This window comes from Paenibacillus camerounensis (genome assembly GCF_000723885.1).
In the GTDB taxonomy this organism is placed as follows: domain Bacteria; phylum Bacillota; class Bacilli; order Paenibacillales; family Paenibacillaceae; genus Paenibacillus_AQ; species Paenibacillus_AQ camerounensis.
In genome coordinates this window covers 1-24589 of record NZ_CCDG010000015.1, presented here as the reverse complement: position 1 = coordinate 24589, position 24589 = coordinate 1, and the positions used below count along the sequence as shown (strand labels likewise).

Below are 24589 nucleotides of genomic sequence, written 5' to 3'. Positions count from 1 at the left end.
TCTCACTTGGACTTATTGTACCCTTTTCATCCTCTTTTGGGCAGATATACTTAATTCAAACCACAACAAAAGGATGATGGGAATGACAACCGGTACGAAACAGCATACAAGCACAAGCAAAACAGCATTTCATCCCGTAGCCTGGGGGGTCATACTCGGAACCTTTCTTTCCAGAACCGGGTTCTTCATGACGATTCCCTTTCTTGGCATCTATCTGGGACAGGTAAAAGGCATCGATCCGGCAACCATCGGGGCGATTCTGGCCCTTAGCCTATTTGCAGGAACCTGGGGGAGCTTTGTCGGCGGAGCACTCTCAGACCGCATCGGCAGGTACCCGGTGATGATCGGTTCGATGGCTTTATGGAGCCTCGTTTTTATTGGCTTCGCTTTTGCGGATGCCACCTGGCTTTTTTTCCTGCTGAGCGGTCTGAACGGATTGTTCCGCAGCTTGTTCGAACCGACCGCCCGGGCCCTGCTCACTGATGTGACACCGGAGGAGCGCCGGACAGATGTATTTAACGCAAGATATTTCGCCATTAATGTCGGCGGGGCAATCGGACCGCTTATAGGATTAAAGCTGGGGATCGGAGGCTCTTCCTCACTGGTGCCTTTTATGCTGAGCGCAGCTATTTATTTCTTTTACGCCATCGTCCTGGTTATCTTTAGCATCAAATATAAGCAACCAGCCGGAAATGATTCCAGTTCAGTCACGGTAAAACAAATGGTTAAAATTATGATTACGGACAAGGTATTCCTTTACTTTCTGATTGGCAATATCTTTGTGTTTGGCGCTTACTCCCATCTGGATACGACACTATCGCAATATATCGGCCATGAGCGGATTGGCACATACTCGCTACTGTTCATAATCAATACACTGTCTGTGGTGACGCTGCAATATCCGCTGGCAAAGCTCATGAAACGGTTCTCCTCAATGACCGCCCTCAAAGCCGGATGTCTGTTTTTCGGGCTCGGCTTGCTTGGACTGGGATCATTCGACCAAACCATACTGCTTGCCTTATCGATGGTCGTCTTTACGCTCGGGGAAATTCTCTGCTTTGTGATCGGCGATGTACTGATTGGCGAAATTGCTCCGGCACATCTGAGGGGAGCTTATTACGGAGCCAGCGGATTTGCTTTTATCGGACAGAGCATTTGTACCTGGTTAGGCGGAATCCTGCTGCAGACCCTGGGCTTTGATCATGGCCCGCTCATTTTCAGCATTCTCATGCTGCTTACCTTTGTTGCTTATCCCTTTTTCCACCGGGGCCAACAGCTGCGGGAGCAGCAGACAGGGCAAACTGACAAAAGCACGAAAGTTGTGTCCGGCACATCAATGTAAGGGATGAAAAAATAAACAGCGGTGCCTGGGACCTCATCGTCCCTGCACCGCTGTTTGTTTATTATAATGCCTCAGCCTATTTGTTTTTTCCCCGCTGGTTCTCCCCGTGAAGCGGAATAACGTCGACAAACGGAGCAATCCGGTCCATCAGCCGCTGTCCCTTATGCAGCTCTTCCCCGTCCTTGCTGGTAAAGCTAAGGTGCTTCTCCAGCCCGTCCAGCGGATAGTTGGAGGTATAGAAGGTCGGCTTACGGTTCATCCGGTAATTCAGAATGGCTCCCAGCACATGGTCACGTGCCCATGGGTTCAGATTCTCCGCGCCGATATCATCAAAAATCAGCAGATCGCAGTTTTTTAGCGTATCCGTTGTTTCCTTCAGCTTCTGCCCGTCCAGCATTATCGACTTAAGATCCTCAATGAAGTCCGGCATGTAGACAATGACGCCGGTGTAGCCGGCAACCGCCAGCTCATGGAGCAGATAACACATCAGGAAGGTTTTGCCTGTCCCGAACGTGCCATGCAGAAAAATCCCCTGCGGCGTGAGCCCGTCTTCCTTCACTCCGGTAATATAATCAAAAACTTTATTCACGGCTGAGGCCCGCCGGGGGTCCTTGCCCATAATATCCATCTCATCGTAGCCGCCGTTCAGCACGCGTTCATCCACGTAGAAGCTGCGGATCCGTCTGCGGATGCTGTCCTGATTATCCTGGGCAATCTTCAGGTTGCAGGCTGTCTTACGCTCAAATAAATCCGGCGAGCCGTTTACACTCTCAACTGTAAGCTTGCTGTAATGACCCTGGAAATCATTCGGACAATTCTCAAGGCCCGGGCAGCTCGCACAATTCTTGCTCTCCCGCACATACTGGAACAATTGGCTCAGGTGTAGCTTCAGCCGCTGGTCATCCAGCTCGGGATGCTCGGCCTTAAGCTGCTGTACCAGCGGGTTACCCAGCAGGTTCTGCTCAAGATCACGGGAACGCTGGCGCAGGGCCGGATTGTTCATCGAACGCAGCACTTCGCTCATCGACTCCATAGCTGCACCTCGCTTTCTTTACGGCGTCCTCAGGGCGCCCTTCTTCTTATTGGCCTTAATCTCGGCCGCTTTCTTCATCATCGCCGCGAATTCCTCTTCCGATACAGTACCGGCGCTTCCGTCATCCAGCACAATCGGAATCTCCGGCTTGGCAGCCCGGCTGCCGCCTTTGTTATAGGTACGCTGCCGCGTTCCTGAAGCTGCCCCGGCCGTACCGGAGGCAGCCCCCTTGCCTTTGACCTTGGACTGGTCGCGGATATAGCGCACCGCCTTCTCGTACGTATTCACCTGCTTGACCAGCATGTTCGAGGCTATCGCCTCCACGAAATTGCGGTTCATCCGCTGGTCGCCGCCGGAAGCCACCATTGTCATCAAGTAATGGATCAGCACATTGATGACTTCAGCGCTCAGCTTGTAGTTCAGATCTATTTTCTCGAATATATCCATCAGCTGGCCCGGTACTGCTCCCGGAAAAAAGGTTTGCAGCAGCCGGGTATAAGGCTCGTTGCGCAGCATCATATTATATTGGTGAATATCACATTTGGTCAGGAATTGCGGAGGCACCTCGACATAATACTCCATCTCTACCGGCTGCTCCTGCTGAATCCCCTGATCCTCAGGGTCACCCGAAGCTGCCGCGCGCAGCGAGACGACCTTGGACGCAGCAATCTCCCGTTTCTCCTGGCGCTTCATGTCCTGGCGGAAATGCTGGCTGGCACTGTGCTGCAGCGTATCGAGAATCACCTCGCCGTCCGGCGTGAACATTCCGTCTTCATCCAGCAGCCGGCATAAATCCTGCGGACCCAGCTCATATTTGCGGGCCACATAATTAATTACGCCCATCTGGGTATGATCAAAGCGCAGCTTCTCCACATGCATCCGGTTCACCGACTCCCGCGGAAAACGCAGAATAATATCACTGTAGCCGATAGCCAGTTCACTGCCTTCACTGAAGCCCGGCTGCTTCACTGTAGCCACTTCAGCCAGCGCCTGCTCCAGCTCATAATCTATCACATGGGTATTTAGCTGGAAAATATCATAAAAGGGCAGGGAAATATTCTCTTTACCGATTGAGCGGCGGCTCCACTCCTCCGGTTCACGGTTCCAGAACTGCTCACGGAGCGACAGGACGGCGAATTTGCCGATTTTGTCACGCAGCAGCAGCGTCAAATGCTGGGTTGCAAAAAAATCAGCAGGTGACAGCGGCGGCAGCAGCTCATATTCATACATATAATCATCGTTCTCCGGCATGTAGATCCGGCAGGTTGCAAGCAGCCCTACCGCCTCAAGCCGGGAAGCCTGGTCTACTAGATATTTACGGCCTTTCTCGTTCGGTTCAACGCCAAGCGTCATAAACAGCCTGCGCTGCTGCTCCACAGCAGAGTAGCCGATCGATTCAGCAGGAATATGCTCAAACAGCAGCCTGTATAGGCTGATCGCAAAGGCTCCTACCATCGGCTGATAGACCGAGCCCAGCATACGTGAATCAACATGGCTAAGACCGAATTCGCGGGAAACGCAGTACCGGTGATGTTCGGTGAAATGATGCAGGTTACTCATGCGCATCTGCGGATAACTCCCCCTTTTATATACGAATTCATGCAGATTTCTATTCTATCACAAAACATCCGGTCGGAAATGTAAAAAAAGAACCAAATAACCCGGTTTTCGGCCTATTATCGACAACTTTTAAAAACTTGCTGATCATAGCGGATAATAGAGAAGATAATTTGCGGGAACTCCGAAAATTTCTAAATTGTATAGTACTAAAAAAACGGCCTTTCCACCCCTTCTCAGGAATAGCAGCCGTTTATACGCAGGTGTAGCCCTTTAGAACATCTTATAACCGCCGAGCCGCAGCTTCTGAATCGTCCAGCCGCTCAGCACAGCACCGGTAAGCCCGGCAATTCCGGTGAGGTAATCAACAATGTGGAAGCTGCCAAGATGCTCCCAGAAGGTCATGGCATTCCTGTCCCAGATCGAATAGACCACTACGGGCAGGATGATAATCACGAACAGGTAGGCGGGGAACCAGGTTGTCTTCATTAACATGTTAAGGATAAAGCCGATACCAAACATCATAACAAAGAACAGCACGGCCAGAACAAATACAGGAATAAACCCCATCCTACCGCCAACCCCTTTCTATAAATAACCGCACATAACTGCTTAATTAATAGTAAGTTTACTAGAAAAAATGTAACGAAGCAATGAACATTCTTGTCCTCCGTATCCGCTTCCAGCCATAAGTGCCGCCTGCCGTTTGCTCTTGGCTGTCCGCATGCGATACAATGCATATAGATTAACCGGATCATACATAGAAGCGTATGCTTTGGAACCGGATTTAACGCCAATGCACTAAAGATTTCATTGAAAGTGTACCGCGCAGTTCCTTCAACGGAGCCTATGCTTCGTAATAAACTGAGCGTATGCTTTCGGAGCAAGTTTTACACGCAGTACCTTCAACGGAGCCTATGCTTCGTAAAACTGAGCGTATGCTTTCGAAGCAAGTTTTACACGCAGTACCTTCAACGGAGCCTATGCTTCGTAAAACTTTTAAGGAGTGAGAACATGAACGAAGCCGCTTTGACGCTGGAAGGATGGTATGCCCTGCATGACTTCCGCTCAATCAACTGGACGGCCTGGACGGCCGCCGATGACGAGGAGCGGGCCGTAGCCCTGGAAGAGCTGCATGCCTTCATGGAGGACTGGGGACCGGTTGAGGAAGCCAAGGAAGGAAGTACCGCTGTCTATGCCATCGTCGGCCAGAAGGCTGATTTCGTGATGATGTTTCTGCGCGAAAGCCTGGAAGCGCTGAACGCTCTTGAAACCGCCTTTAACAAAATTGCCTTTGCCCAATATACGACGAAGTCTTATTCTTATGTCAGCATCGTCGAGCTGAGCAACTATGCCGCAGGCGGAAGCGCCGGCGACGGCAGTGATCCGATGCAGAATCCGCATGTGGCAGCACGCCTGAAGCCTGTACTGCCGCAGGCGAAGCATATCTGCTTCTACCCGATGAACAAGAAGCGTGAGCTCGCTGATAACTGGTATATGCTCGATATGGATAAACGCCGGGAACTGATGCATTCGCACGGATTGATCGGCCGCGGCTATGCCGGCAAGGTGAAACAGATCATCACCGGCTCAGTCGGCTTTGACGACTGGGAATGGGGCGTAACCCTCTTTGCCGAGGATGCGCTGCAGTTCAAGAAGCTGGTATACGAGATGCGCTTTGACGAGGTCAGCGCCCGCTACGGCGAGTTCGGCCCGTTCTATGTCGGCAACCTGCTGACAACCGAAAGCTTTGAAGAGCTGCTTAAGCTGTGATTTCAGATCAAAAAGGATGGTTTCCTGCGGGAAACCATCCTTTTTGTTAATGTTCTCAACACCTGTTTGACTTATGACACTGAATTCTCCGGTTTCATTAGATTTCGCCTCAGCTCCACTGATCTGACACCCATTCCACCGCAACAAAAAGACCGCCCGTCAAAGGGAGCGGTCTATATATGCAAATGTAACTCCATCATGAGGGTAAGATTACTCTTCTTCCTCATCCTCGCTGTTCAGGCTCTCCAGATACTCTGCCGTTGCCTTGTCGCGGGCCCGGCTTTTATCCTTCAGCCGCTCGATGGCGGGCAGAATGAGCAGGTCAATCTCCTTCTGGACCGGGTAGGCCAGATCATACCGGCTCTGGTCTTCCAGATAAGAGCCCACCTCAATCAGCGCATTGTAACGGTCCAGCTCATCACGGGTCAACAGCCCGCGGACTTGCACGCTGCAGTGGCGCATCCTAGAAGAATCTCCCTTTCTTCAGCACCAGCGGAATGCCGCCGATAATGAAGAGATAGCGCATATCAACTACCTTTTTGAGCTGGGCTGCCGTCCAGCCCTTGTAAGTCTTCTCACCGACTACCGCAATGCCCTGGCCTTTGCCCAGCGATGCCACAGTCCCTTTGTTGCTGAATACAAACTTCTTCGGCTGCTGGCTGCGGATCGCTGCAACCAGGTTATGAGCACAGCACTCGCCCTGCTGCATCGCAATCTGTGCGGTCGGCGGGTACGGGCGTCCTTCCGGATTGATCATCAGGGAGCCGTCACCAATGATAAAGATATTGTCATGTCCCGGAACACGGAGATACTCATCAACCTTCACCCGTCCGCGCATAGCTTCGAAGCCGGCCGCTTCAATCAGCCGGTTGCCGCGGATACCGCCGGTCCAGACAATCGTTGAGGCCTTGATTTCTTCACCGGTTGCGAGAATCACTCCCCCGGGCAGACATTCCTTAATTGCTACACCGATCTTGAAGGTTACGCCCTTCTTGGTCAGCACAGCCATTGCATGCTCAACAAGCTCCGGCGCGAAGCCCGGCAGCGCTGTAGGGGCAGCCTCTACATTGTAGATATTAACCAGACTCGGATCTACATCATATTCCTTGCAGAGGGCGGGAATACGGTCTGCCAGCTCTGCAACAAATTCAATGCCGCTGAAGCCGGCTCCGCCGACTACAAAATTAATATGCTCCTGGGCGTTATTTTCGTTCTTATATTTGGCAAACTGATATTCAATATGCTCACGGATCAGCCGCACGGAATTAATGCTGCGGATAGTCAGTGCATATTTATCAAGGCCCGGAATTCCAAACGTCTCAGGCTCGCCGCCCAGAGCAATGACAAGGTAATCATAAGAAAGCGTGCCGTCTTCAAGAATCACTTTTTTCTGTTGGGTGCGGATTTCCTGCACGGAAGATTTCACGAGGTCGATCTTAAATTCGTCTATTAGTTTGGAGATAGATACGCGTGTATGTTCAATGCTATCCGTTCCCGCAGCAGGCATATGCAGATGGGTAGTGAAATAATGATATTCATGGCGGTTAACCAGCGTTACATCAGCTTCATTATAGTTCAAAGCTTTCTGCAGCCGCTGGGCGGTCAAAATACCTCCATATCCCGCGCCTAGGATGACAATTTTGGGAATACTGCTCATGTTCCGGCTCCTTCCAACAGGTGAATCTGTCTATGTGTTATTTTTTGTAAAATATTTTAGTTTCTTTTGTGAATTTATACACTTAAATTCGGGAGAATTTCCAATAAAACTTAAAGGATTTCTAAAATAACCATATCCATTGTAAACCTTAGTATCGTTTTAATCAAATATAATCATACAAGAAAAGACGGATTCGCCGTCCATTAAAGGACGGTACCGTTTCTCGAGAAATATCAGGATAATTTATGATGGGCAACATATAAATTCTTATATTTCAAAAAAACGTCACATTTTTCCGTCCATTTTAAGCCTTTGCAGGGCAGTCCCACAATGTTTATAATGAGTAAGTACACAAGTATGGCATTTTGAAACTATCAACTCGGAGGTGTAATATTACGTGACACTAGAGCAACCCGGCGTTCCTATGAGCGACCTGTTAATTATAGGCGGCGGTCCTGCCGGCATGTTTGCCGCTTTCTACGGCGGTATGCGTCAGGCGTCTGTAACCCTTATTGAAAGCATGCCCCAGCTGGGAGGCCAGCTCGCCGCGCTTTATCCGGAAAAATACATTTATGATGTGGCCGGTTTCCCGAAAATCACCGCACAGGAGCTGGTTGATAACCTGTCCCGGCAAATGGACCTGTTCCAGTCCAATATCTGTCTGGAGGAGAAGGTGGTATCTGTTGAGAAACGGGACGAACGCCACTTTGTAACCACTACAGATAAAGCGGAATACCACAGCAAGGCTGTTATTATTACCGCCGGTGTAGGCGCCTTTGAACCCCGCCGTCTAGAGCTTCCTGAAGCGCCGCGGTTTGAGAAAGCCAATCTGCACTATTTCGTAAGCGACCTGAATGCCTTCCAGGGCAAAAAGGTACTGATCAGCGGCGGCGGCGACTCCGCAGTCGACTGGGCTCTCATGCTTGAGCCGATCGCTGAGGAGGTTACACTGATTCACCGCCGCGACAAGTTCCGCGCACATGAGCACAGTGTAGAGCAGCTGATGGCTTCCAAGGTAAATGTAATTACCCCTTCAGAGATCACAGAGCTGCACGGAGAAGAATTCATTACCAAGGTAACCTTGTCCCATATAAAAACCAAGGAGACACAGGAAATTGAAGTAGACAGTGTTATCGTCAACTTCGGATTCGTATCTTCGCTGGGTCCGATTGCACAGTGGGGCATTGAGATTGAGAGCAATTCCATCGTCGTGGATTCGCGTATGGAGACGAACGTTCCAGGTATCTTCGCCGCCGGTGATATTACTACATACCCCGGCAAGCTGAAGCTGATTGCGGTGGGCTTCGGTGAAGCACCGACTGCCGTTAATAACGCCAAGGTATATCTTGATCCGGATGCCAAGCTTTCACCGGGACACAGCAGTAATCTCAAGCTTTAATTATCCGCTATCTGCGTATAAAGAATAAAAGGGTATCCTTTCAGGTTGATTCCACTCCAACTTGAAAAGATACCCTATTTTGTGCCGCTTGCGGTTAGACAGAGCAGCTGCTGCAGAAAATAAATTACGATATGCCTTAGTGTAGAACCGCATGTTCTGGAGAGTGTAAGTTCCGTTTGCGAATTTCAGCGAGCAACAGAGCGATGAAATCATGCTCTAAATGTAGCTCTATCGCTCTTTGGTACGAGTCGAGCAGCATCTCATCCGATAATTCAACCACAACGTTCACCTACCTTTCCTTTGTTTGAATCTAAATCTATCATAGCAAACTATCATTCATCGAACAAGCGTTCTTATTATCCACAAGCTACTGTGGAAATCCTGTGCATAATTTGTTAGTAAGGATAAAATATCCATTTCCTTCGCAGTGGAATATGGGGATAATAGTTATGCACAGGGAGTTTCCACTTTATTTTCTCCAAAAATATTTTCCAGAAAGTTCACAAAAAATAGCATTTCTTACCTCATATTACCTCGGTTTTGATATAGCTAAACGCAATTTTAGCCTATAGTTATCATTATCGTCAATTCCAAAAAAATAATTAATCACTTTGGTCTGGTATTAACCTCAAGAATCCAGATTTTTCCCCGGTGATCTACTGCATAATCAAATCCAAGCTCACCGATCCCCGGAAAATGCCGTTCCAGCAGTTCGATACAGACATGTGTCAGCCGGCGCATTTCCGCCTTTTTGGCCGACGCGCTGATGCCCGGAAGTGAACGGCGCAGACCATGCCGGCAGGTCATCATTGTCCCGCCTTTACAAAGATTAGTGACAAATAACCCCGGGCGCGCCAGTCTCCCCACCATTGAGCGAAATTCCCAGTGCTCGCCGTTCTTCACAACCTTAACCCGGTAATCAATCGGACGTCCGGCAATCCGGGCAAGCGAGATGCCCTGCTGAATCATATAACGCCTTCTAAGCTTTACCCTGTCGAGCGCATGCTTCATTGATGCAAAGTCACGGTACATCCGGGTGTGGTGGTTGTAAGTAAATCCGTAGCCCCGGCTATCCCGGAACACCTTGATTACCCCATGGCCCCCGCCGCCGACAATCGGTTTGATGACTACATTTCCGTATCTGCCCAGCATTGCCGACAGTCCGGCAGCGTTATATCCCTTCGTTCTCGGAATGTAACCGGCAACCCGTGAATCGCTGAGCAGCGCCTCGGTTTTCAGCCACTTGCTGGCCAGTTGTCTTCCCGCCATTGTTCCCTCTCCTTTCGCAATCCCAGCCTACCCTATAGATTACTCAGAAAAGGAGCTGCCCTCCTGTATGATTGTCCGTGTAAAACCCGTTCACAGCAAAAAAGGGCATATGGCAGCAGGCCTTATGTCCACGGGAATTTGTCTTGCCAGCAAATGATTATACAAGATGCGCCATACCGGCCCCCGCTGGAATTTACTTGAAGTTCAATGTATGATTACCGTGAGAGGGGGCTTCATTATGGCTCAATTATTTGAGGTCTTGTACCGGCTCGCGATGATCGGCATGTCTGTCGTTCTGGCAGGTACTACTATTCTTGTCTGCGCGCTCGGCTTCAGGTTTATCCGTGACCGCCGCCCGTTTCTGGGTGCAGGCTGCATTGCTTTTTCCCTCGCAGCCGCGGCTCTGATTATCTTTATGGTTCATTACAAATTCATCATGCCTGCTTGAGCAGCTGTTGTTCAGGAATACTGTTTACTCTATGAAAAAAGCAAGCTTACGGCTTGTGCAGATAGACTGGTTGATCCGCTCAGAATTTTTTTCTACTATTATAATACTCTATTAATACTACATATATGAGATAGCTGGCTAAATACCGGAAGGGGTTATGTACATGAACACACGGATTAACTGGGGAATTATCGGCTGCGGTGATGTAACCGAAGTCAAGAGCGGGCCAGCGCTGCAGAAGGCAGAGGGCTCGCAGCTTACCGCTGTTATGCGGCGGAATGGGGAGCTCGCAGCAGATTATGCCCGGCGGCACGGCGTACCGCACTGGTACTCCGGCGCATCCGTCAGCTTTTATTGTCATCCATGCCCAGTAGGGCCTGCAGCTCCGCTTCCCTTTTTTTCAGATATAAATAATACTCCGCCCGCTCAAATATCTGCATATGATCAAATATAATCATATAGTGATGTTTTTCATCGCCTGACTGCAGCAAATGTTCCATATATTCGATCGTTGCCTCAAAATAGCTTGTATCCACATTCCCCCCGTAATCCCTGATAGCCTGCCTTATTACCGTCAATTGCAGCGGGATATGGGAGATGATTTCTCTGTACAAGTCCGGATCTGCTTGCAGCTTCATTTCACTCCTGGCACGCAAGAGCTTCCATTGCACCTTAAACCATTCATGATATGGATGAACCGCCGAATAGAGAGGCTCATAAAAAATCAAATCCCTCTGCCGCTCCAACAGCTCACTCCGGGCCTTTTTGCGCTTTATATACCTGAATGTCAGCATCTTAGCATCCCCCTGAGTTATACAACAAAATAACCTCCTGAAAGTGCATTCTGCTTACACATTCCAGGAGGTCAGATTTTAGATTATAGTGTGTTAAAGTTCCTTGACTTCTTAAGCTTTATTTAGCAAGGCTCAGCCGCCGGATTCCCCGCTTCTTCCTTCGTACGGAACGAAGACCCGCAGCCGCAGGTAACTGTAGCGTTAGGATTGTGGATGGTGAACCCGCCCGTCATGCCGGATTCCTCGAAATCGATCTCAAGGCCGTTCAGGTAACGGATATCATCCTTGCTCACCACTACCTTGAGTCCTTCAACATCCATATAGACATCCTGCTCGGTCTCGTTGTCATCAAAGCCCATTGCGTATGAGAACCCGCTGCAGCCGCCCGCAGTTACACCAAGACGAAGGAACATATTCGGCATTTCCTGATCTGCCAGCATGGTCTTAAGCTGTCCCGCCGCTGTTTCGCTGATTGTAATCATAGTCTAACCTCCTAAATGTTATATGATGTCATAAAGCCTTCCGGCTAAAAGTTATACTCTATATAAAATTCAGTATACTCCACTCCGTCCGTTCGCTCAAGTCACAACTCCCCGGCTAAAGCTCTCAAACAGGAAAATGCTAACTTCCCGCGGCGGTTGCTCACCTTTAGAGAGAGGTTTATAATAGGTTAAGCGATGATCTGTAAAATTCGGAAATTTGTCACGGAGGCTAGGTGCCTCTTTCTTTATTTTTATTCATGGACCGCCGGTTCAGGAAGTCTAACCTTCAGGAGGAATTTGTATGTCTACACTTATAACCCCGCACACCGATGCCAGAATGGCAGACATTATTGAAAAAGTACGCGGCGGCGAACGATTAAATCTGGAAGACGGCGTTTATTTATATGAGAGTGATGACCTGCTGACAATCGGCCAGCTGGCTAATGAGGTCAATCTGCGCAAGAACGGGAAAAAGGTCTATTTTATCGAAAACATGAGCCTGTATTTCACCAATGTATGCGAATCCCGCTGCGCATTCTGCAATTTCCGCAAGGATGACGGCGAAGAAGGGGCTTACACCCTGTCCGGGCCGGAAATGGTGCAATATGTCGAACAGCATATCCACCCCGGTGTGCGCGAATTCCACATTGTCGGCGGCCATAATGATAAGGTGCCCTTTCAGTATTATGTTGATTCACTGAAGGCGCTGCATGAACGGTTCCCCGAGGTGACACTCAAGGCGTATACGGCAGCAGAGATTGATTTCTTCACCCGGATCAGCGGGCTAAGCATCCGTGAAGTGCTGGAGCAGCTGCGTGCGGCTGGACTGAAATCGCTGACCGGCGGCGGGGCAGAAATTCTCTCTGACCAGTACCGCAAAAAAATGCGGGTCGATAAAGCCAATGTCGAAGAATATCTGGAAGTTCACCGGACTGCCCACAAAATGGGCATGAGAACACACACAACGATGCTGTACGGCTCGATTGAATCACGCGAGGACCGCATCCGTCATATGATGCAGATCCGTGAGCTGCAGGACGAGACAAACGGCTTCATGGTGTTCATTCCGCTGTCTATGCAGCCGAAGAACCGCAACGCCGGTATCATGCGCCGCAACTCTGCTTACGAGGATCTTAAGACAATTGCCGTCAGCCGGCTGATGCTCGACAATTTCGACCATATCAAGGCTTACTTCATTAATATAGGTGTACAGCTGACCCAGGTAGCCATGAGCTTCGGTGCATCCGATGTACATGGAACCATCCTGAAGGAGCGGATCAGCCATGCCGCCGGAGCATTGACGCCGGAGGGTATGACACGTGAAGAGCTGATCTGGCTCGTCAAAGGCGCCGGACGTATCCCGGTTGAGCGGGATACCTTCTACAACGAGATCAAAGTTTACGAATAGAATAGCGTTACTGTGCCTGTTGCAATCCATACTACAGCCATATTTGAAAGGAAGACGGGTCTCATGAGAACACTACTTGTCCTTGGCGGCGGCTACGGCGGCCTTGCCCTGATCCAGGAATTGCTGAGCCACCATCTGCCCCACGATGTGGAGATTGTTTTGATAGACCGGATGCCTTATCAGGGAATCAAGACTGAATATTATGCGCTTGCCGCAGGTACTGTGAACGACTATCATCTGCGTATCCAATTTCCCGTGCATCCGCGCCTAACTGTGCGCTACGGCGAGGTAGGCTCGATTGATCTGGACAGCCGGCTCGTTTTTCTTCAATCCGGTGAGCCGGTTCCCTATGATATTCTGGTGATTGCCCTGGGGTGCACGGATAACTATCACGGCATTGAGGGTGCTGAGCAGCATACCTGCAGTATCCAGAGCTTCTCCGCCACACGGGAGACCTACCGCCGGCTCAATGATATTAAGCCGTACGGATCGGTGAATATCGTAGGCGGAGGGCTAAGCGGAGTCGAAATAGCCGCAGAGCTGCGTGAGAGCCGGCCGGACCTGAATATCCGGATTCTGGACCGCGGAGAGCGTGTCCTGTCCGCTTTTCCGGCCAAGCTGTCCCGGTATGTGGAAGAATGGTTCAGTGAGCATCAGGTCGAGACACTCGGCCGCATCTCTGTATCCCACGTAGAAAAGGGTGCCGTCTTTAACGGCACCCAGGCAATTGCTGCGGATGTAACGGTATGGACGGCTGGCATTCAGCCGGTCAAGGTCGTGCAGCAGCTTGAGCTGCCCAAAGACCGCGGCGGCAGGCTTGTGATTGGCCCGCATTCGGACATAGCCGGTTATCCCGAGGTCTATGTGATCGGAGATTGTGCCAGCCTGCCTTTTGCGCCGAGCGCACAGGCGGCAGGCGCACAGGGGGAACAGGTGGCCTATGTGCTCCGGTCGCTGTGGCGGGGTGACACTCCGAAGCTGCACGCCCTCAAGCTAAAGGGAACACTTGGTTCCCTGGGCAAAAACGCAGGCTTCGGCCTAATGGGCCGCCGCTCCGTAATGGGTCGTGTTCCCCGCCTGCTTAAGAGCGGTGTGCTCTGGATGTCCAAACGGCACTTCGGTTAAACGCCGGGCCGGCTGACTTGACAGCTAGTCCAGATCCAGGCTGTCCCAGGCTTCCTGCTCCTTAATGGCAGTCTCGATAGCCTGCTCAAGCAGTTCCGGGGAATCCGCTGCAATGATCTCACCGTCTACCATGGCGAACGGTTGCAGGTAGCATTCCCCGCAATTGTTCAGACAGCCGTATTCAACAACATCATATTCGGGATTCTGCTCCAGCTTGTTCATAAGCGGGCCTGTCCCGTGCCCGATATTGCTGGCACAAAATTCAATAATTGGTCTCATGTTGTTCTCCTTATTATGCACTAACCATTTTATTTTTTAACTTTTTGTACTATAATAAGCTTACGAAAGGAGTGATTGAGAAATGAGTGAGAATGTACAAAGCGCCACCATGTATGATGAGGTTCTGGAAGTACTAGATAAACTACGTCCTTTCCTGCAGCGCGACGGCGGCGACGTTGAACTGATTGACGTTGAAGACGGTATCGTTAAGCTGAAGCTTATGGGTGCCTGCGGCAGCTGCCCGAGCTCCACGATCACGCTGAAAGCCGGGATCGAACGCGCTCTGATTGAAGAAGTAGAAGGCGTAGAAGAAGTTGTTCAAGTATTCTAATCCCATTCTATACCGTCCCGTTTCCCTGGATCAGGGGAGCGGGATTTTTTCTATTATAGAGGATTTCCTCCGGTGTCACAACCCGGTTATTTCTTCCCGGCATAAAAAAGGCTGTCCCGTAAGGTCATCAATGACCTCTCCGGGACAGCCTCTTATTCATTACGAAGCCGCGTTAATCAGCAGCTTAAAATGCAGGGATAATGGCACCTTCGTATTTCTCTTCGATGAAGGCTTTAGCTTCTGCGGAGTTCAGTGCAGCAGCCAGCTTCTGGATTGCATCGGAATCCTTGTTGTCAGGACGGGCTACCAGCAGGTTAGCGTAAGGGGAATCAGCACCTTCGATGAACAGGGCATCCTTCGTCGGAACCAGGCCGGCTTCAAGCGCAAAGTTGGTGTTAATCAGCGCGATATCTACTTCATCCAGCTGGCGCGGCAGCATTGCTGCATCCAGTTCAATGATTTCCAGGTTCTTAGGGTTTTCAGTGATATCTGCCTTAGTTGAAGTGATGTTAGTATCATCCTTCAGCGTAATCAGGCCGTTCTTAGCCAGCAGGATCAGAGCGCGTCCGCCGTTCGTTGCATCGTTCGGGATTGCTACTTTTGCACCGTCAGCCAGTTCGTCAACGGATTTAATTTTTTTGGAATAAGCGCCGAACGGCTCAACGTGAACTGCAGTCACAGATACCAGATCCGTGCCGTTCTTAGTGTTCTGGTCATCCAGATACGGCTTGTGCTGGAAGAAGTTCGCATCCAGTGCCTTCTCGGCCAGCTGTGTGTTAGGCAGGATGTAGTCAGTGAATTCCTTAATCTCCAGCTTGATGCCTTGTGCTTCAAGCAGCGGAGCGATGGCATTCAGAATTTCGGCATGCGGTACAGGAGAAGCACCGATAACAAGCGTTACCGGATCAGCGGCAGGCTCTGTAGTAGGCTCAGCGGAAGCATCAGCTGCCGGAGCGTTAGTTGCTGCAGAGTTAGCAGCGTTAGTAGCAGTATTATTGTTGCCGCAAGCTGCCAGCACCAATACCATGGTCAAGCTGAAGAGCGTCAGTAGTACTTTTTTCATCTGTAAATCCCCCTCTAAATGTGTTTATGAATAAGGCTATATTTGGAAGTACCTTATTTCCGGGTAAAATATTGGACCAGCCTGTCTCCGGCCATCTGCAGCAGCTGAACTAGTATAACCATCAGCACTACAGAGATAATCATGACTTCCTTCTCATACCGGTAATAACCGTAGCGGATCGCCAGGTCACCAAGACCGCCGCCGCCGATCATTCCCGACATTGCTGTGTAGGAGACAAGGGTTACCAGCGTAATTGTTACTCCGGCGAGCAAGCCTGGACGGGCTTCCGGCAAAAGCACCCGCATAACAATCTGCCCTGTCGAAGCTCCCATGCCCTGCGCCGCTTCGATCACTCCGCGGTCTACCTCACGCAGCGAGGTCTCCACCAGTCTGGCAAAGAACGGGGCAGCACCGATAACCAGCGCCGGAATCGTTCCAAGTACCCCAATTGAAGTTCCCATAATCGTCTTGCTCAGCGGGATCAGGGCCACCATCAGAATCAGGAATGGAACCGAGCGGAGGATATTTACAGCCAGTGATAATACCGAGTAAACAACCCTGATAATACTGTTATTTGATCTCCCCCATAAATATAACACAATTCCGAGCGGTAAACCAAGAATAATTGTGAAAATTCCGGAATACGCCAACATTTTTAATGTGGCACCGGATGCTTCGCCCATTTCCTGCCAATTAATATCATTAAAATTGAGACCGCCCATCAGGAAATCACCTCCACATCAAGTCCTTGTGCCGCCAGTTCAGTAATCGTATCGTTAATTGCGCCGGGCTCGCCTTCAAACCGGACAATCAGCTGGCCGTAAGGGACATCCTTGATGGTCGAAATCGTACCCTGCAGAATAGCAAAGTTTACGCCTGTTCCGCGTACAACCTCAGATAAGGTGGACTCATAGGTTTTTTGCCCCAGAAACGTAATCTTAACCGCCTTCGTATCGCCTCTGCCTCCAGCTTCCAGCGCTGCTCTAAGCGGGCCTTCCTGCTGCGTTTCACTGCGGATGAAATCCTTGGTCACCTCATGCTTCGGCTTCAGGAATACCTCTGTCACTTCGCCCTGCTCCACAATTCCGCCTCCGTGAATAACGGCTACCCGGTCGCAGATGCTCTGGATGACATGCATCTCATGGGTAATCAGTACAATGGTCAGGTGGAACTTGCGGTTAATATCAAGCAGCAGCCTCAGTATGGAGTCTGTTGTCTGCGGGTCCAGCGCCGAGGTGGCCTCGTCGCACAGCAGAACATCCGGATCGCTTGCAAGTGCGCGGGCAACGCCGACACGCTGCTTTTGTCCCCCGGATAGCTGGGCCGGATATTTGTTTGCATGGTTTTCAAGGCCGACCAGCACCAGCAGTTCCTTCACCTTCTGATCAATCCGGCTCTTTGATGTGCCTGCCAGCCTCAGCGGGAATGCAATATTGTCATATACGGTAGCGGAGGATAACAGATTAAAGTGCTGAAAGATCATGCCGATCTTACGCCGTTTCTCCTGCAGCTGCCCCTTGCCGAGAGCGGTAAGCTCAACGCCGTCTACCCAGACCTCACCGGCGGTCGGGCGCTCCAGCAGGTTGATGCAGCGGATCAGGGTGCTTTTACCGGCACCGGAATGGCCGATCACACCGAAGATCTCACCTTTTTTGATAGACAGATTTAAGCCCGAGAGCGCTATTGCGGCCTTACTGCCCTTTCCGTACACCTTGGTCAACTCTTTCAGCTCTATCAATTTCCGTCGTTCCCCCTTTATTCTGGTGCTAATCAAAAAAGCCCCTTCCGATCATTGCAGATCGCAAGAGGCCCTGTGCGTTTGTTAACAATGCCATCTCATCTGCCAACGTCCGCATCCGGGCGGCATTGTAGGAATTAGCACCATGACATTTGCAGGCAGCACAGAAATAAAGGGCTGTACACAAATCGGTTGCCGGGCTTCATCGGGCCTATCCCTCCGCCGCTCTCGATAAGAAAAATATGAAATTATTGAGCGATACTTATCGCAGAATGTAAGAATATAATGCAAGCCTAAGTATAGTGAGTTTCCGCTTTTTTGTCAAAGGAAGATTTTGTTGCTTTAACGTGCCCCTGTCCTGGAGTGTTATCAGCCAAAGCCTTAATCTTATGCCACTGCTCATTGCTGTAACGGAAGGCTGCACATAAGGATTTGCAGACCATCTCCACCCCCTGCTTCAGATCCTCCAGATGGCTGTCCACATCCTCAAGCCTTATTTTATCATGAAGCCCTTGATGCCGCTGCCACAGATCATCCTGCATTTCAGCGTTCATGTAATGAATCTCGGCGTTGCGGCGCTTGCGCAGATTCTGCAGCGGCTCACGGTAGGAATTCTTGATGTCCTCAAGCTCATCAGCCAGCGGACTATGCGTCTTAAGCAGCTGAAACTGCCTAAGCACGGTGAAATAGGAGAAGTGGGCATTGTTCTGGCTTGTATTCAAGCCGTACAGGCTGTTCAGCACTGTCCCCAGCTTATCCAGCAGTGAGAAGACACGGATGAAGCCGTTTTTATAAAAATAGACATAACGCGCGTAATCTCCCTGCTCCTCCACCGACATATCATCCATGTACCCTGCAACAACCTTTTTCCGGTAAAAAGCGGCGGCGAAGCAGCTCTGCTCCAGCTCATCAAGCGAGGAAATCAGGCCGCGTGTCCATATCTCCAGCTTGCGGTACTCATGATCATGATCTTCATGGTCATTCATTTCCTTGCGCAGCATGGACGCAACCTGTGCCATGTTGTCCATCGCTTCAGCCAGTACCCCGCTGTTGCGTCGCGGAGGCTCACCCAGTAATATCCGCAGCATGACTTGTCCTCCTTAAAGTTACGAAGAATGTATGATTCCAGCCTTTAATGAACGGTCAGCTGAGCTTCACTGCTGAAAATAACGGCTCCAGCTGCGGTCAACCAAATCCAGTGTGCTGCTGCAGGGCGTCTGCTCCGGTTCATATCCCGGCTTCATACGCGCATCAATGACTATCGGCAGCTTATAGCTCAGCTGATGCTGCTTTATTTCTGAAGCTGCATAAATATCCCCGGCCGGATCAAACCGGGTAAACACCGTCCATAAGAAGGAGCTTTGAGTGCGCACCGCTTCAGCAGCACGATCCGTCACTATCACCAGCGGCCAGGCTGTCTGCTGTTCGCGAAGCGCAGCACTCAGCCGGACGGGAAGCTCCGGGTCCTCTTCATAGGATGCACCGGAAACAGCTAAACATCCCCCGCAATAAGGTACGGCTTCCGCAATTCCTGGTAATTGACCCTCTGTATAGGAGCGGGGAAGCTCCCGTATGGCAGGTCCTACACCCGTTAGTACCGCCCGGCTGGCAGATCCCGGCTTGCAACCATCCCCTTCCGCAGCTGTACTGCTAAATACATGCAGGCCGGCAGCCGGATTGAAGCGTTCCAGAACGTATTCCAGGGTGGCCGGCAGATCAGAAAAAACAGCCGGTCCGCCTGTAAGCAGCAGCATTCTGCTGCTGCACAAATGCCGTTCACCAAAGATGCGGAACGCTGCACCCAGCGCCTCCTGCGGAGAGCTGTCCTGCACAGCTGCTGCGGCAAGTCCGCCCGGACCGGATTCGGAGTATGTCCAGAAGGCATTCACCGAAGGCATTGCCAGATGATGGACAGGAGAAAGCAGCTGCTGAAGGTAATTAACCAGGTAAAAATTATCCTCTTGCGGAGTAACCGCAATGGACGCCGGATAAATTGCATCCTTGCGGCGCCAGATCCGCTGTACATGCATGACCGGGGCCTGCTGCGCTGCAGATTGTGGTGTAACCAGGCCGCGGATTGCAAACTCCGCTTCCGCAGGAATGGAGTGCCCGCCCAGCGGGTCCTTGACCATAGGCAGCCTGCTGCCGAGGATCAGGGACGCGAGTACCAGGGCCGGCAGCCGGACTGAGTGCGAAGCACCTGCTGCCGCCATCAGCGCAGGCGGACCTCCGATAAAGACGGATACCGGCAGGGCCTCGCCTGCGGCTGCAGCCTCCTGCTGAAATAAGCCCGCCCCCTGGTTCCGCTGCCAGTCTATTTCAGCCGTGCTGTGATCAATGAAGCGGAGCCGGTGCATACCCAAACTGTGCTTCTGCGGCTTCATCAGGCTCTCAGTATAGATAAGCGGAAGCGTGATGTACGCACCGCCTGCCTCCTGCCAGCTGGTAACGCGCGGCAGCTCTTGAAGCGGATCATTCGTCCGGCAGACGCCAAGAACCGGTGCCTCGCCCTGCGGCACATGCTTTATGCCTGTTTTCAGCAGATTATAGACGAGCTTTTTTTCCTTCCACATATTAGGGAGCGTAGGCGGCAGCAGCGTGTCAGCCGCTCCGGCCACTGCCTTCAGCAGCTGCTCCGGCCTGCTGCCAAAAGCACGGTCCACGCGCCGGGCTGTTCCGAACAGATTGGTCACCACAGGAAAAGGGGTTCCTTTCACATTGGTGAACAGCAGCGCCGGCCCTTCCTCCCTCATGACACGCCGGTGAATCTCCGGCAGCTCCAGATAAGGGTCCACAGGAACCTCTACAACAGCCAGCTCTTTGTCCTTGCGAAGCTGCTCAATCCACTGGCGTAAATTTCCGTATCCCACCTTTGTTGGCACCTCCTAACACAAACGTCTTCCTTATTTATCGATCAGATTTGAACGTTATTTTATACTTAGCTGCCATACCCGTACACTCATATAGCATAGCACTCCAAACAATCCGGCAATCAGCACAATATGGGAAAGTGCCGCAAATATGTACAGTTTCTCGTTATACAGCGTATGAACGACTGCGGCACCGCTGAACACCTGCAGCAGGCAGAGTGTAACCGCGGCTACTCCCAGCATCCGCAGCTCCGGCAGCTTTTTGTATCTCCAGAATGCCAGGTGGCCCAGTAAGGCTGTCAAAAGAAACAGCAGCGCTGCAGCAAGCCTATGCGTGAATACAATGCCCACACCGCCTGTCAGCTCAGGGACCCATTCCCCGTTGCAGAGCGGCCAGCCCGAGCAGCCTCCCTGTGAATCCGTGTGGCTGACATAAGCCCCGATATACACAACGATATAAGAGTATAACGCCGTTATCCAGGTTAAGTTGCGGAAGCCCCGGCTCACCGCGGGTCCGTCTGCATCCTGCTGTCCGGCAGATTGATGCCATCTTCTGGTTCCAAGAGCAAGCATCAGGGCACTGGCAAAAGCAATCAGGGAAAAGCCCATATGCAGCGCCATCACCGCCGCCGACTGCGAACGGATAACCGCAAGCGCTCCCATTCCTCCCTGCACGACAACGAATAAAAGGGTTAAGAGGGCATAGCCCAGCAATTCCTTGCGCTGGTGCGCAAACCGCCGGAACAATATCATAGATGCCAGCGACAGCAGGCCGGCAAGGCCGCTGAACAAGCGGTGAGTATATTCGATCATTGAGCCGAGCGTGTATGCCGGAATAAGCTTGCCGTGGCAGAGCGGCCATTCATTCCCGCATTCCAGACCCGAGCCTGTCTTGGTTACAACGGCGCCTCCGAACAAGGCGAGAAACATCATGAGGCAGGTTATGTAGCTGAGCCACTTCAAATGAGCTGTCGTCACTTTGATCACCCCACTGTACCAAGATGAATGGAAGGAGAGAGATGGACACGGCTTGCCTATGGAACCTTATGATTGTTTGAAAAAAGCACCGCTTCTGCTCTGGTCGGGGCGAAAGCGGTGCTTGTGCTTCAGGCTGTAGAAATCACATTATTTCTAATAGTCATTACTTGCTGATGGTCAGATGCACTTCCAGCGCCCGGTCCAGGAAATTCTCAATTTCCTCACGGGATTTGCGCAGCTTGTTGACGAAGCGGACAAGCTCCCGTCCCTCGCTGTAGGCTACAAAGCTGGGAATACCGAGGATGTTCTGCTCCTGGCTGACGTCACCGACCGCATCAACATCCACCTCAACCAAAGTCAGGCGATCCGCGTATTTCTGCTCAACCTCAGGCATAAACGGATCTATATATTTGCAGTCAGAGCACCAGTCTGCCTTAAATACGGCAATTGTTAAGCGCGGCGTTTGAACCGCTGCCTGAAAATCAGCAGCAGATGAAATTTTGTCCATGCAAAGGTCAATCCTTTCCTGGTTAAACTGTATGTGTTCCTTCTCTAAGTGAAGCAAATTGTGCTTAGGAAGTCAATTCAAAAGCATAAAATTAAGACAAACATCACAGCATTATTCGTGTGTACGCACTCTGGCAGGCTGAAGCTTCATTAGCGGGTTCAGAACTTTCTGCAGGACACGCGGGTAACCGGCAATTTCCTGGCGGCTGAACACTCCCAGCACAATAAGCAGCACAAGATAAATCACGACAACTGCTGCGCCTACAACCAGGCAGGTAATGAGGAATGCGATCCGGTCCGGCATCATGCGGGTTAGCGTAATGCCCGCCTCATTCAGTCCGTAGCCGATTCCGCCGGAGGCCAGTACGGCGACAGTGAAGCCGCCCCAGCGTTTGCCCATAATGGTAAAGGGCACGATCTTCTTCAGCATGCGCAGGTTGAGCAGCGTAATGACGATAAAGCAGAGCGCCGTAGCGCCGATAATCCCGTAAATGCCGAACACCTTGCTTAGCAGGAAGCTTGCCGCCAGCTTCGTCAGGATACCGGCAAACACATAATACATGGAAATCCGCGATTTCCCCATGCCCAGCAGAATGGAGTTCGTTGTCATCATTGTAATCTGGAAAATCGTCCCGGCCGTCAGCATAGCGACGATTCCGCTGCCGTCCAGACTACTGAACAGCAGGCCGTTAATCGAATAGGCAGCGACCACGAGCGAGACTACAATCGGTGTCCCGGTCAGAATGGATATCCTCATCGCCAGTGTGACCTGGCGCTGCAGATGCTGCTCATCCTTGCGGGCATAAGCGGCTGAAATAATCGGAATCAGTGATGTGCTCAGCGCAATGGCAAGCACTGGAGGTATACCGGCAACACTGATTGCCCGGTTGCCGTAGACGCCCAGTGCGCGTGTAGCCTCTTCTAATCCGGTCTGGCCGCTGAGCAGCGGTACAATTAAGGTTGTATCGATAAAGTTCACTACCGGCACAGTCACAGAAGATAATACAATCGGAATGGATAATTTAAAAATACTTTTATAAATACCGAGCAGCGGAAGTCTGGCCGCGCTTGAATCGTACAATGCCGCTTTCTCTTCGGTACGGCGCATTTTCATAGCATAATACAGCATGATTCCGAATGCCCCGATACTGCCGAACACGCTGCCGAACGAAGCACCGGCCGCCATCCATGTATTGTCATAGCCCTGCTTCAACAAAATGTAAGCAAGCAGAATCGCAGTGGATACCCTGGCAATCTGCTCAACAATCTGTGATATACCGCCGGCCATCATATTGTTCCGTCCCTGGAAATAGCCGCGCATCATGGCGATGGTGGGGAACAGCAGCAGCGCCGGAGCAATAGCCCGGATTGCAAGTGTACTCTCTGGAACTTTAGCATAGTCTGCATAATAAGGGGCTGCTATGTACAGAAGTGCACTCATCACAACACCGACAACCGCAGCAAAAATCAGCGCAGCCCGGTACACCTGCTGTGCTTCATGCGGCCGGTTCAGGGCGTAGCGTTCAGATACCATTTTGCTGAGCGTACTTGGAATTCCTGCGGTAGCCAGCGGAAGCAGCATCAGATATACCGTGTTGGCCTGTGCGAATGCTGCATTTCCGGTAACATTAAATAAGTGTTCCAGCGGAACCCGCTGGGCAAGCCCAAGCACGCGGGCTATAAGTGCTGCCGCGGCCAGTATAAGCGTGCCTTTGACAAAAGACTCTTTCTTGGACAAACTGTTTCGCCTTCTTCGCTGTTAATTTAGTTCACAGAGATCCAGATAAAGAAGAGGACCACCATCATAATCTGCAGTATTACTTTGACTACAGTACTGCTGAATAAGCCGAGCAAAGAGCCGAAGCTTACCTTGACCGCTTTACCCGGCTGGGAGCCGGCGATCAGCTCACCGATGAAGGCGCCGATAAAAGGACCCAGGATTAGGCCTAGAGCATTAAGTACAAGCGGACCTACAATGATTCCGATTGTACTGCCGATAACCGATGCACGCGAGCCGCCGAACTTCTTGACACCCCATGCACCGACGACATAATCGGCTACGAATAAGACGACCACAATGGCTGTCTGGAGCGTCCAGAACCAGGCTCCAAATGATCCGAACGAAAAGAACCAGCCGTATACAAAAAACGCCAGATAAATCGCCAGCGCGCCTGGCAGTATCGGATATACCGCCCCCGCCAGCCCTACCGCAAACAAAGCAATGATCAGAATCCAACCCAGGATTGCCATTCCTTTAGCCCCCAAAGTTTGATAGCTTCCGCTTCTTTGATTTCCTTCGCAAACTTCCTTCGAAGCGTATTCTTCGTTTTGATAGCATTTAGTTACATACCCGATATTTCTTTGGTCGCATGTACCCGGATGCAGGCACTTAGTTGCACTTTATACAACTAAAACACCCGTTTTTGCTCGCATTTCTATTTTAGTTGCACTTTGTACACTTAAGCAGCCGTAAAATGCTGATTTTGAGCCATTTGGCCAAATTTAGCTGTACAGAAGAGTCAATTTCATAATTCAG

Annotated in this window: 26 protein-coding genes, 1 pseudogene and 1 riboswitch; of the genes and pseudogenes, 8 read left to right on the top strand and 19 right to left on the bottom strand. The window is 51.0% G+C overall.

The genetic code is table 11. The features are described 5' to 3' along the window. The first annotated feature begins 82 nt into the window (after window positions 1-82). A complete protein-coding gene (locus tag BN3772_RS06130) occupies window positions 83-1342 on the top strand; it encodes an MDR family MFS transporter (RefSeq protein ID WP_086074429.1) in 1260 nt (419 codons plus the stop codon). A gap of 76 nt (window positions 1343-1418) precedes the next feature. Here BN3772_RS06130 and dnaI read toward each other — a convergent pair whose 3' ends face one another. The 3 genes from dnaI to BN3772_RS06115 all read right to left on the bottom strand — a co-directional run bounded on the left by dnaI (window position 1419) and on the right by BN3772_RS06115 (window position 4502). After that, on the bottom strand, window positions 1419-2375 hold the full coding sequence (gene dnaI / locus BN3772_RS06125; protein WP_042197832.1) for a primosomal protein DnaI: 957 nt from the start codon (window positions 2373-2375) through the stop codon (window positions 1419-1421). Window positions 2376-2393: 18 nt separating this feature from the next. Continuing rightward, a complete protein-coding gene (locus BN3772_RS06120; RefSeq protein ID WP_042197830.1) occupies window positions 2394-3941 on the bottom strand; it encodes a DnaD domain protein in 1548 nt (515 codons plus the stop codon). Window positions 3942-4205: 264 nt separating this feature from the next. Further along, entirely contained in the window at window positions 4206-4502 is a 297-nt protein-coding gene (locus BN3772_RS06115; protein ID WP_042197828.1) for a YuiB family protein, read from the bottom strand. A 444-nt stretch (window positions 4503-4946) separates the two neighbouring features. Between BN3772_RS06115 and hemQ the strand changes: the two genes are divergently transcribed. Continuing rightward, a complete protein-coding gene (gene hemQ, locus BN3772_RS06110) occupies window positions 4947-5705 on the top strand; it encodes a hydrogen peroxide-dependent heme synthase (RefSeq protein WP_042197826.1) in 759 nt (252 codons plus the stop codon). Window positions 5706-5915: 210 nt separating this feature from the next. Here hemQ and BN3772_RS06105 read toward each other — a convergent pair whose 3' ends face one another. Then, a complete protein-coding gene (locus BN3772_RS06105) occupies window positions 5916-6167 on the bottom strand; it encodes a hypothetical protein (RefSeq protein WP_042197825.1) in 252 nt (83 codons plus the stop codon). A gap of 1 nt (window position 6168) precedes the next feature. Then, entirely contained in the window at window positions 6169-7362 is a 1194-nt protein-coding gene (locus tag BN3772_RS06100) for an NAD(P)/FAD-dependent oxidoreductase (protein ID WP_042197823.1), read from the bottom strand. Between the two features lie 424 nt (window positions 7363-7786). On the opposite strand from BN3772_RS06100, the gene BN3772_RS06095 reads away from it, so the two are divergent. Beyond that, window positions 7787-8761 (top strand): NAD(P)/FAD-dependent oxidoreductase, encoded by a 975-nt coding sequence (locus BN3772_RS06095; protein ID WP_042197877.1) that lies wholly within the window; start codon window positions 7787-7789, stop codon window positions 8759-8761. Window positions 8762-8897: 136 nt separating this feature from the next. On the opposite strand, the gene sda is transcribed toward BN3772_RS06095, so the two are convergent. Then, on the bottom strand, window positions 8898-9041 hold the full coding sequence (gene sda, locus BN3772_RS06090; RefSeq protein WP_086074432.1) for a sporulation histidine kinase inhibitor Sda: 144 nt from the start codon (window positions 9039-9041) through the stop codon (window positions 8898-8900). A gap of 326 nt (window positions 9042-9367) precedes the next feature. After that, window positions 9368-10030: a YheC/YheD family protein gene (locus tag BN3772_RS06085; RefSeq protein WP_042197821.1), complete on the bottom strand. Its 663-nt coding sequence runs from the start codon at window positions 10028-10030 to the stop codon at window positions 9368-9370. A gap of 238 nt (window positions 10031-10268) precedes the next feature. Between BN3772_RS06085 and BN3772_RS06080 the strand changes: the two genes are divergently transcribed. Then, window positions 10269-10478: a hypothetical protein gene (locus BN3772_RS06080; RefSeq protein ID WP_042197819.1), complete on the top strand. Its 210-nt coding sequence runs from the start codon at window positions 10269-10271 to the stop codon at window positions 10476-10478. A 163-nt stretch (window positions 10479-10641) separates the two neighbouring features. After that, window positions 10642-10818: pseudogene (locus BN3772_RS31170) on the top strand (gfo/Idh/MocA family oxidoreductase); the annotation flags it as partial. Window positions 10819-10822: 4 nt separating this feature from the next. Here BN3772_RS31170 and BN3772_RS30860 read toward each other — a convergent pair. Both BN3772_RS30860 and BN3772_RS06070 read right to left on the bottom strand, forming a co-directional pair. Further along, window positions 10823-11272, bottom strand: a complete 450-nt coding sequence (locus BN3772_RS30860; RefSeq protein WP_042197817.1) for a hypothetical protein — start codon at window positions 11270-11272, stop codon at window positions 10823-10825. Window positions 11273-11394: 122 nt separating this feature from the next. Further along, window positions 11395-11754, bottom strand: a complete 360-nt coding sequence (locus BN3772_RS06070; RefSeq protein ID WP_042197815.1) for a HesB/IscA family protein — start codon at window positions 11752-11754, stop codon at window positions 11395-11397. Between the two features lie 301 nt (window positions 11755-12055). On the opposite strand from BN3772_RS06070, the gene mqnE reads away from it, so the two are divergent. Beyond that, window positions 12056-13162 carry an aminofutalosine synthase MqnE gene (mqnE, locus tag BN3772_RS06065; RefSeq protein WP_042197813.1) on the top strand — a complete coding sequence of 369 codons (1107 nt, stop codon included), beginning with the start codon at window positions 12056-12058 and terminating at the stop codon, window positions 13160-13162. Between the two features lie 63 nt (window positions 13163-13225). Beyond that, window positions 13226-14287, top strand: a complete 1062-nt coding sequence (locus tag BN3772_RS06060; protein WP_042197811.1) for an NAD(P)/FAD-dependent oxidoreductase — start codon at window positions 13226-13228, stop codon at window positions 14285-14287. A gap of 24 nt (window positions 14288-14311) precedes the next feature. On the opposite strand, the gene BN3772_RS06055 is transcribed toward BN3772_RS06060, so the two are convergent. Next, window positions 14312-14566 carry a YuzB family protein gene (locus tag BN3772_RS06055; protein ID WP_042197809.1) on the bottom strand — a complete coding sequence of 85 codons (255 nt, stop codon included), beginning with the start codon at window positions 14564-14566 and terminating at the stop codon, window positions 14312-14314. A gap of 82 nt (window positions 14567-14648) precedes the next feature. Between BN3772_RS06055 and BN3772_RS06050 the strand changes: the two genes are divergently transcribed. Then, complete coding sequence (locus BN3772_RS06050) at window positions 14649-14897, top strand: NifU family protein (protein WP_036701687.1); 249 nt, start codon at window positions 14649-14651, stop codon at window positions 14895-14897. Window positions 14898-15081: 184 nt separating this feature from the next. On the opposite strand, the gene BN3772_RS06045 is transcribed toward BN3772_RS06050, so the two are convergent. The 9 genes from BN3772_RS06045 to BN3772_RS06005 all read right to left on the bottom strand — a co-directional run bounded on the left by BN3772_RS06045 (window position 15082) and on the right by BN3772_RS06005 (window position 24303). Beyond that, complete coding sequence (locus tag BN3772_RS06045; protein WP_042197804.1) at window positions 15082-15960, bottom strand: MetQ/NlpA family ABC transporter substrate-binding protein; 879 nt, start codon at window positions 15958-15960, stop codon at window positions 15082-15084. Between the two features lie 53 nt (window positions 15961-16013). Continuing rightward, a complete protein-coding gene (locus tag BN3772_RS06040) occupies window positions 16014-16682 on the bottom strand; it encodes a methionine ABC transporter permease (RefSeq protein WP_042180446.1) in 669 nt (222 codons plus the stop codon). Beyond that, window positions 16682-17698, bottom strand: a complete 1017-nt coding sequence (locus tag BN3772_RS06035) for a methionine ABC transporter ATP-binding protein (RefSeq protein ID WP_042197803.1) — start codon at window positions 17696-17698, stop codon at window positions 16682-16684. Before BN3772_RS06035 ends, BN3772_RS06040 begins: the two co-directional genes overlap by 1 nt. A 95-nt stretch (window positions 17699-17793) precedes the next feature. Then, window positions 17794-17936: riboswitch (SAM riboswitch) on the bottom strand. 55 nt (window positions 17937-17991) lie between these two features. Then, window positions 17992-18786: a Cthe_2314 family HEPN domain-containing protein gene (locus BN3772_RS06030; protein WP_167336651.1), complete on the bottom strand. Its 795-nt coding sequence runs from the start codon at window positions 18784-18786 to the stop codon at window positions 17992-17994. Between the two features lie 66 nt (window positions 18787-18852). Then, window positions 18853-20568 (bottom strand): UbiD family decarboxylase, encoded by a 1716-nt coding sequence (locus BN3772_RS06025; protein ID WP_042197799.1) that lies wholly within the window; start codon window positions 20566-20568, stop codon window positions 18853-18855. A gap of 57 nt (window positions 20569-20625) precedes the next feature. Next, window positions 20626-21546 (bottom strand): COX15/CtaA family protein, encoded by a 921-nt coding sequence (locus BN3772_RS06020; RefSeq protein ID WP_081947749.1) that lies wholly within the window; start codon window positions 21544-21546, stop codon window positions 20626-20628. A 163-nt stretch (window positions 21547-21709) separates the two neighbouring features. Then, on the bottom strand, window positions 21710-22054 hold the full coding sequence (locus BN3772_RS06015) for a thioredoxin family protein (RefSeq protein WP_042197798.1): 345 nt from the start codon (window positions 22052-22054) through the stop codon (window positions 21710-21712). Window positions 22055-22165: 111 nt separating this feature from the next. Continuing rightward, window positions 22166-23791, bottom strand: coding sequence for a putative polysaccharide biosynthesis protein (locus BN3772_RS06010; RefSeq protein WP_042197796.1), 1626 nt, complete (start codon window positions 23789-23791; stop codon window positions 22166-22168). A 26-nt stretch (window positions 23792-23817) separates the two neighbouring features. After that, window positions 23818-24303 carry a DUF456 domain-containing protein gene (locus tag BN3772_RS06005; RefSeq protein ID WP_042197794.1) on the bottom strand — a complete coding sequence of 162 codons (486 nt, stop codon included), beginning with the start codon at window positions 24301-24303 and terminating at the stop codon, window positions 23818-23820. Window positions 24304-24589: the final 286 nt, after the last annotated feature.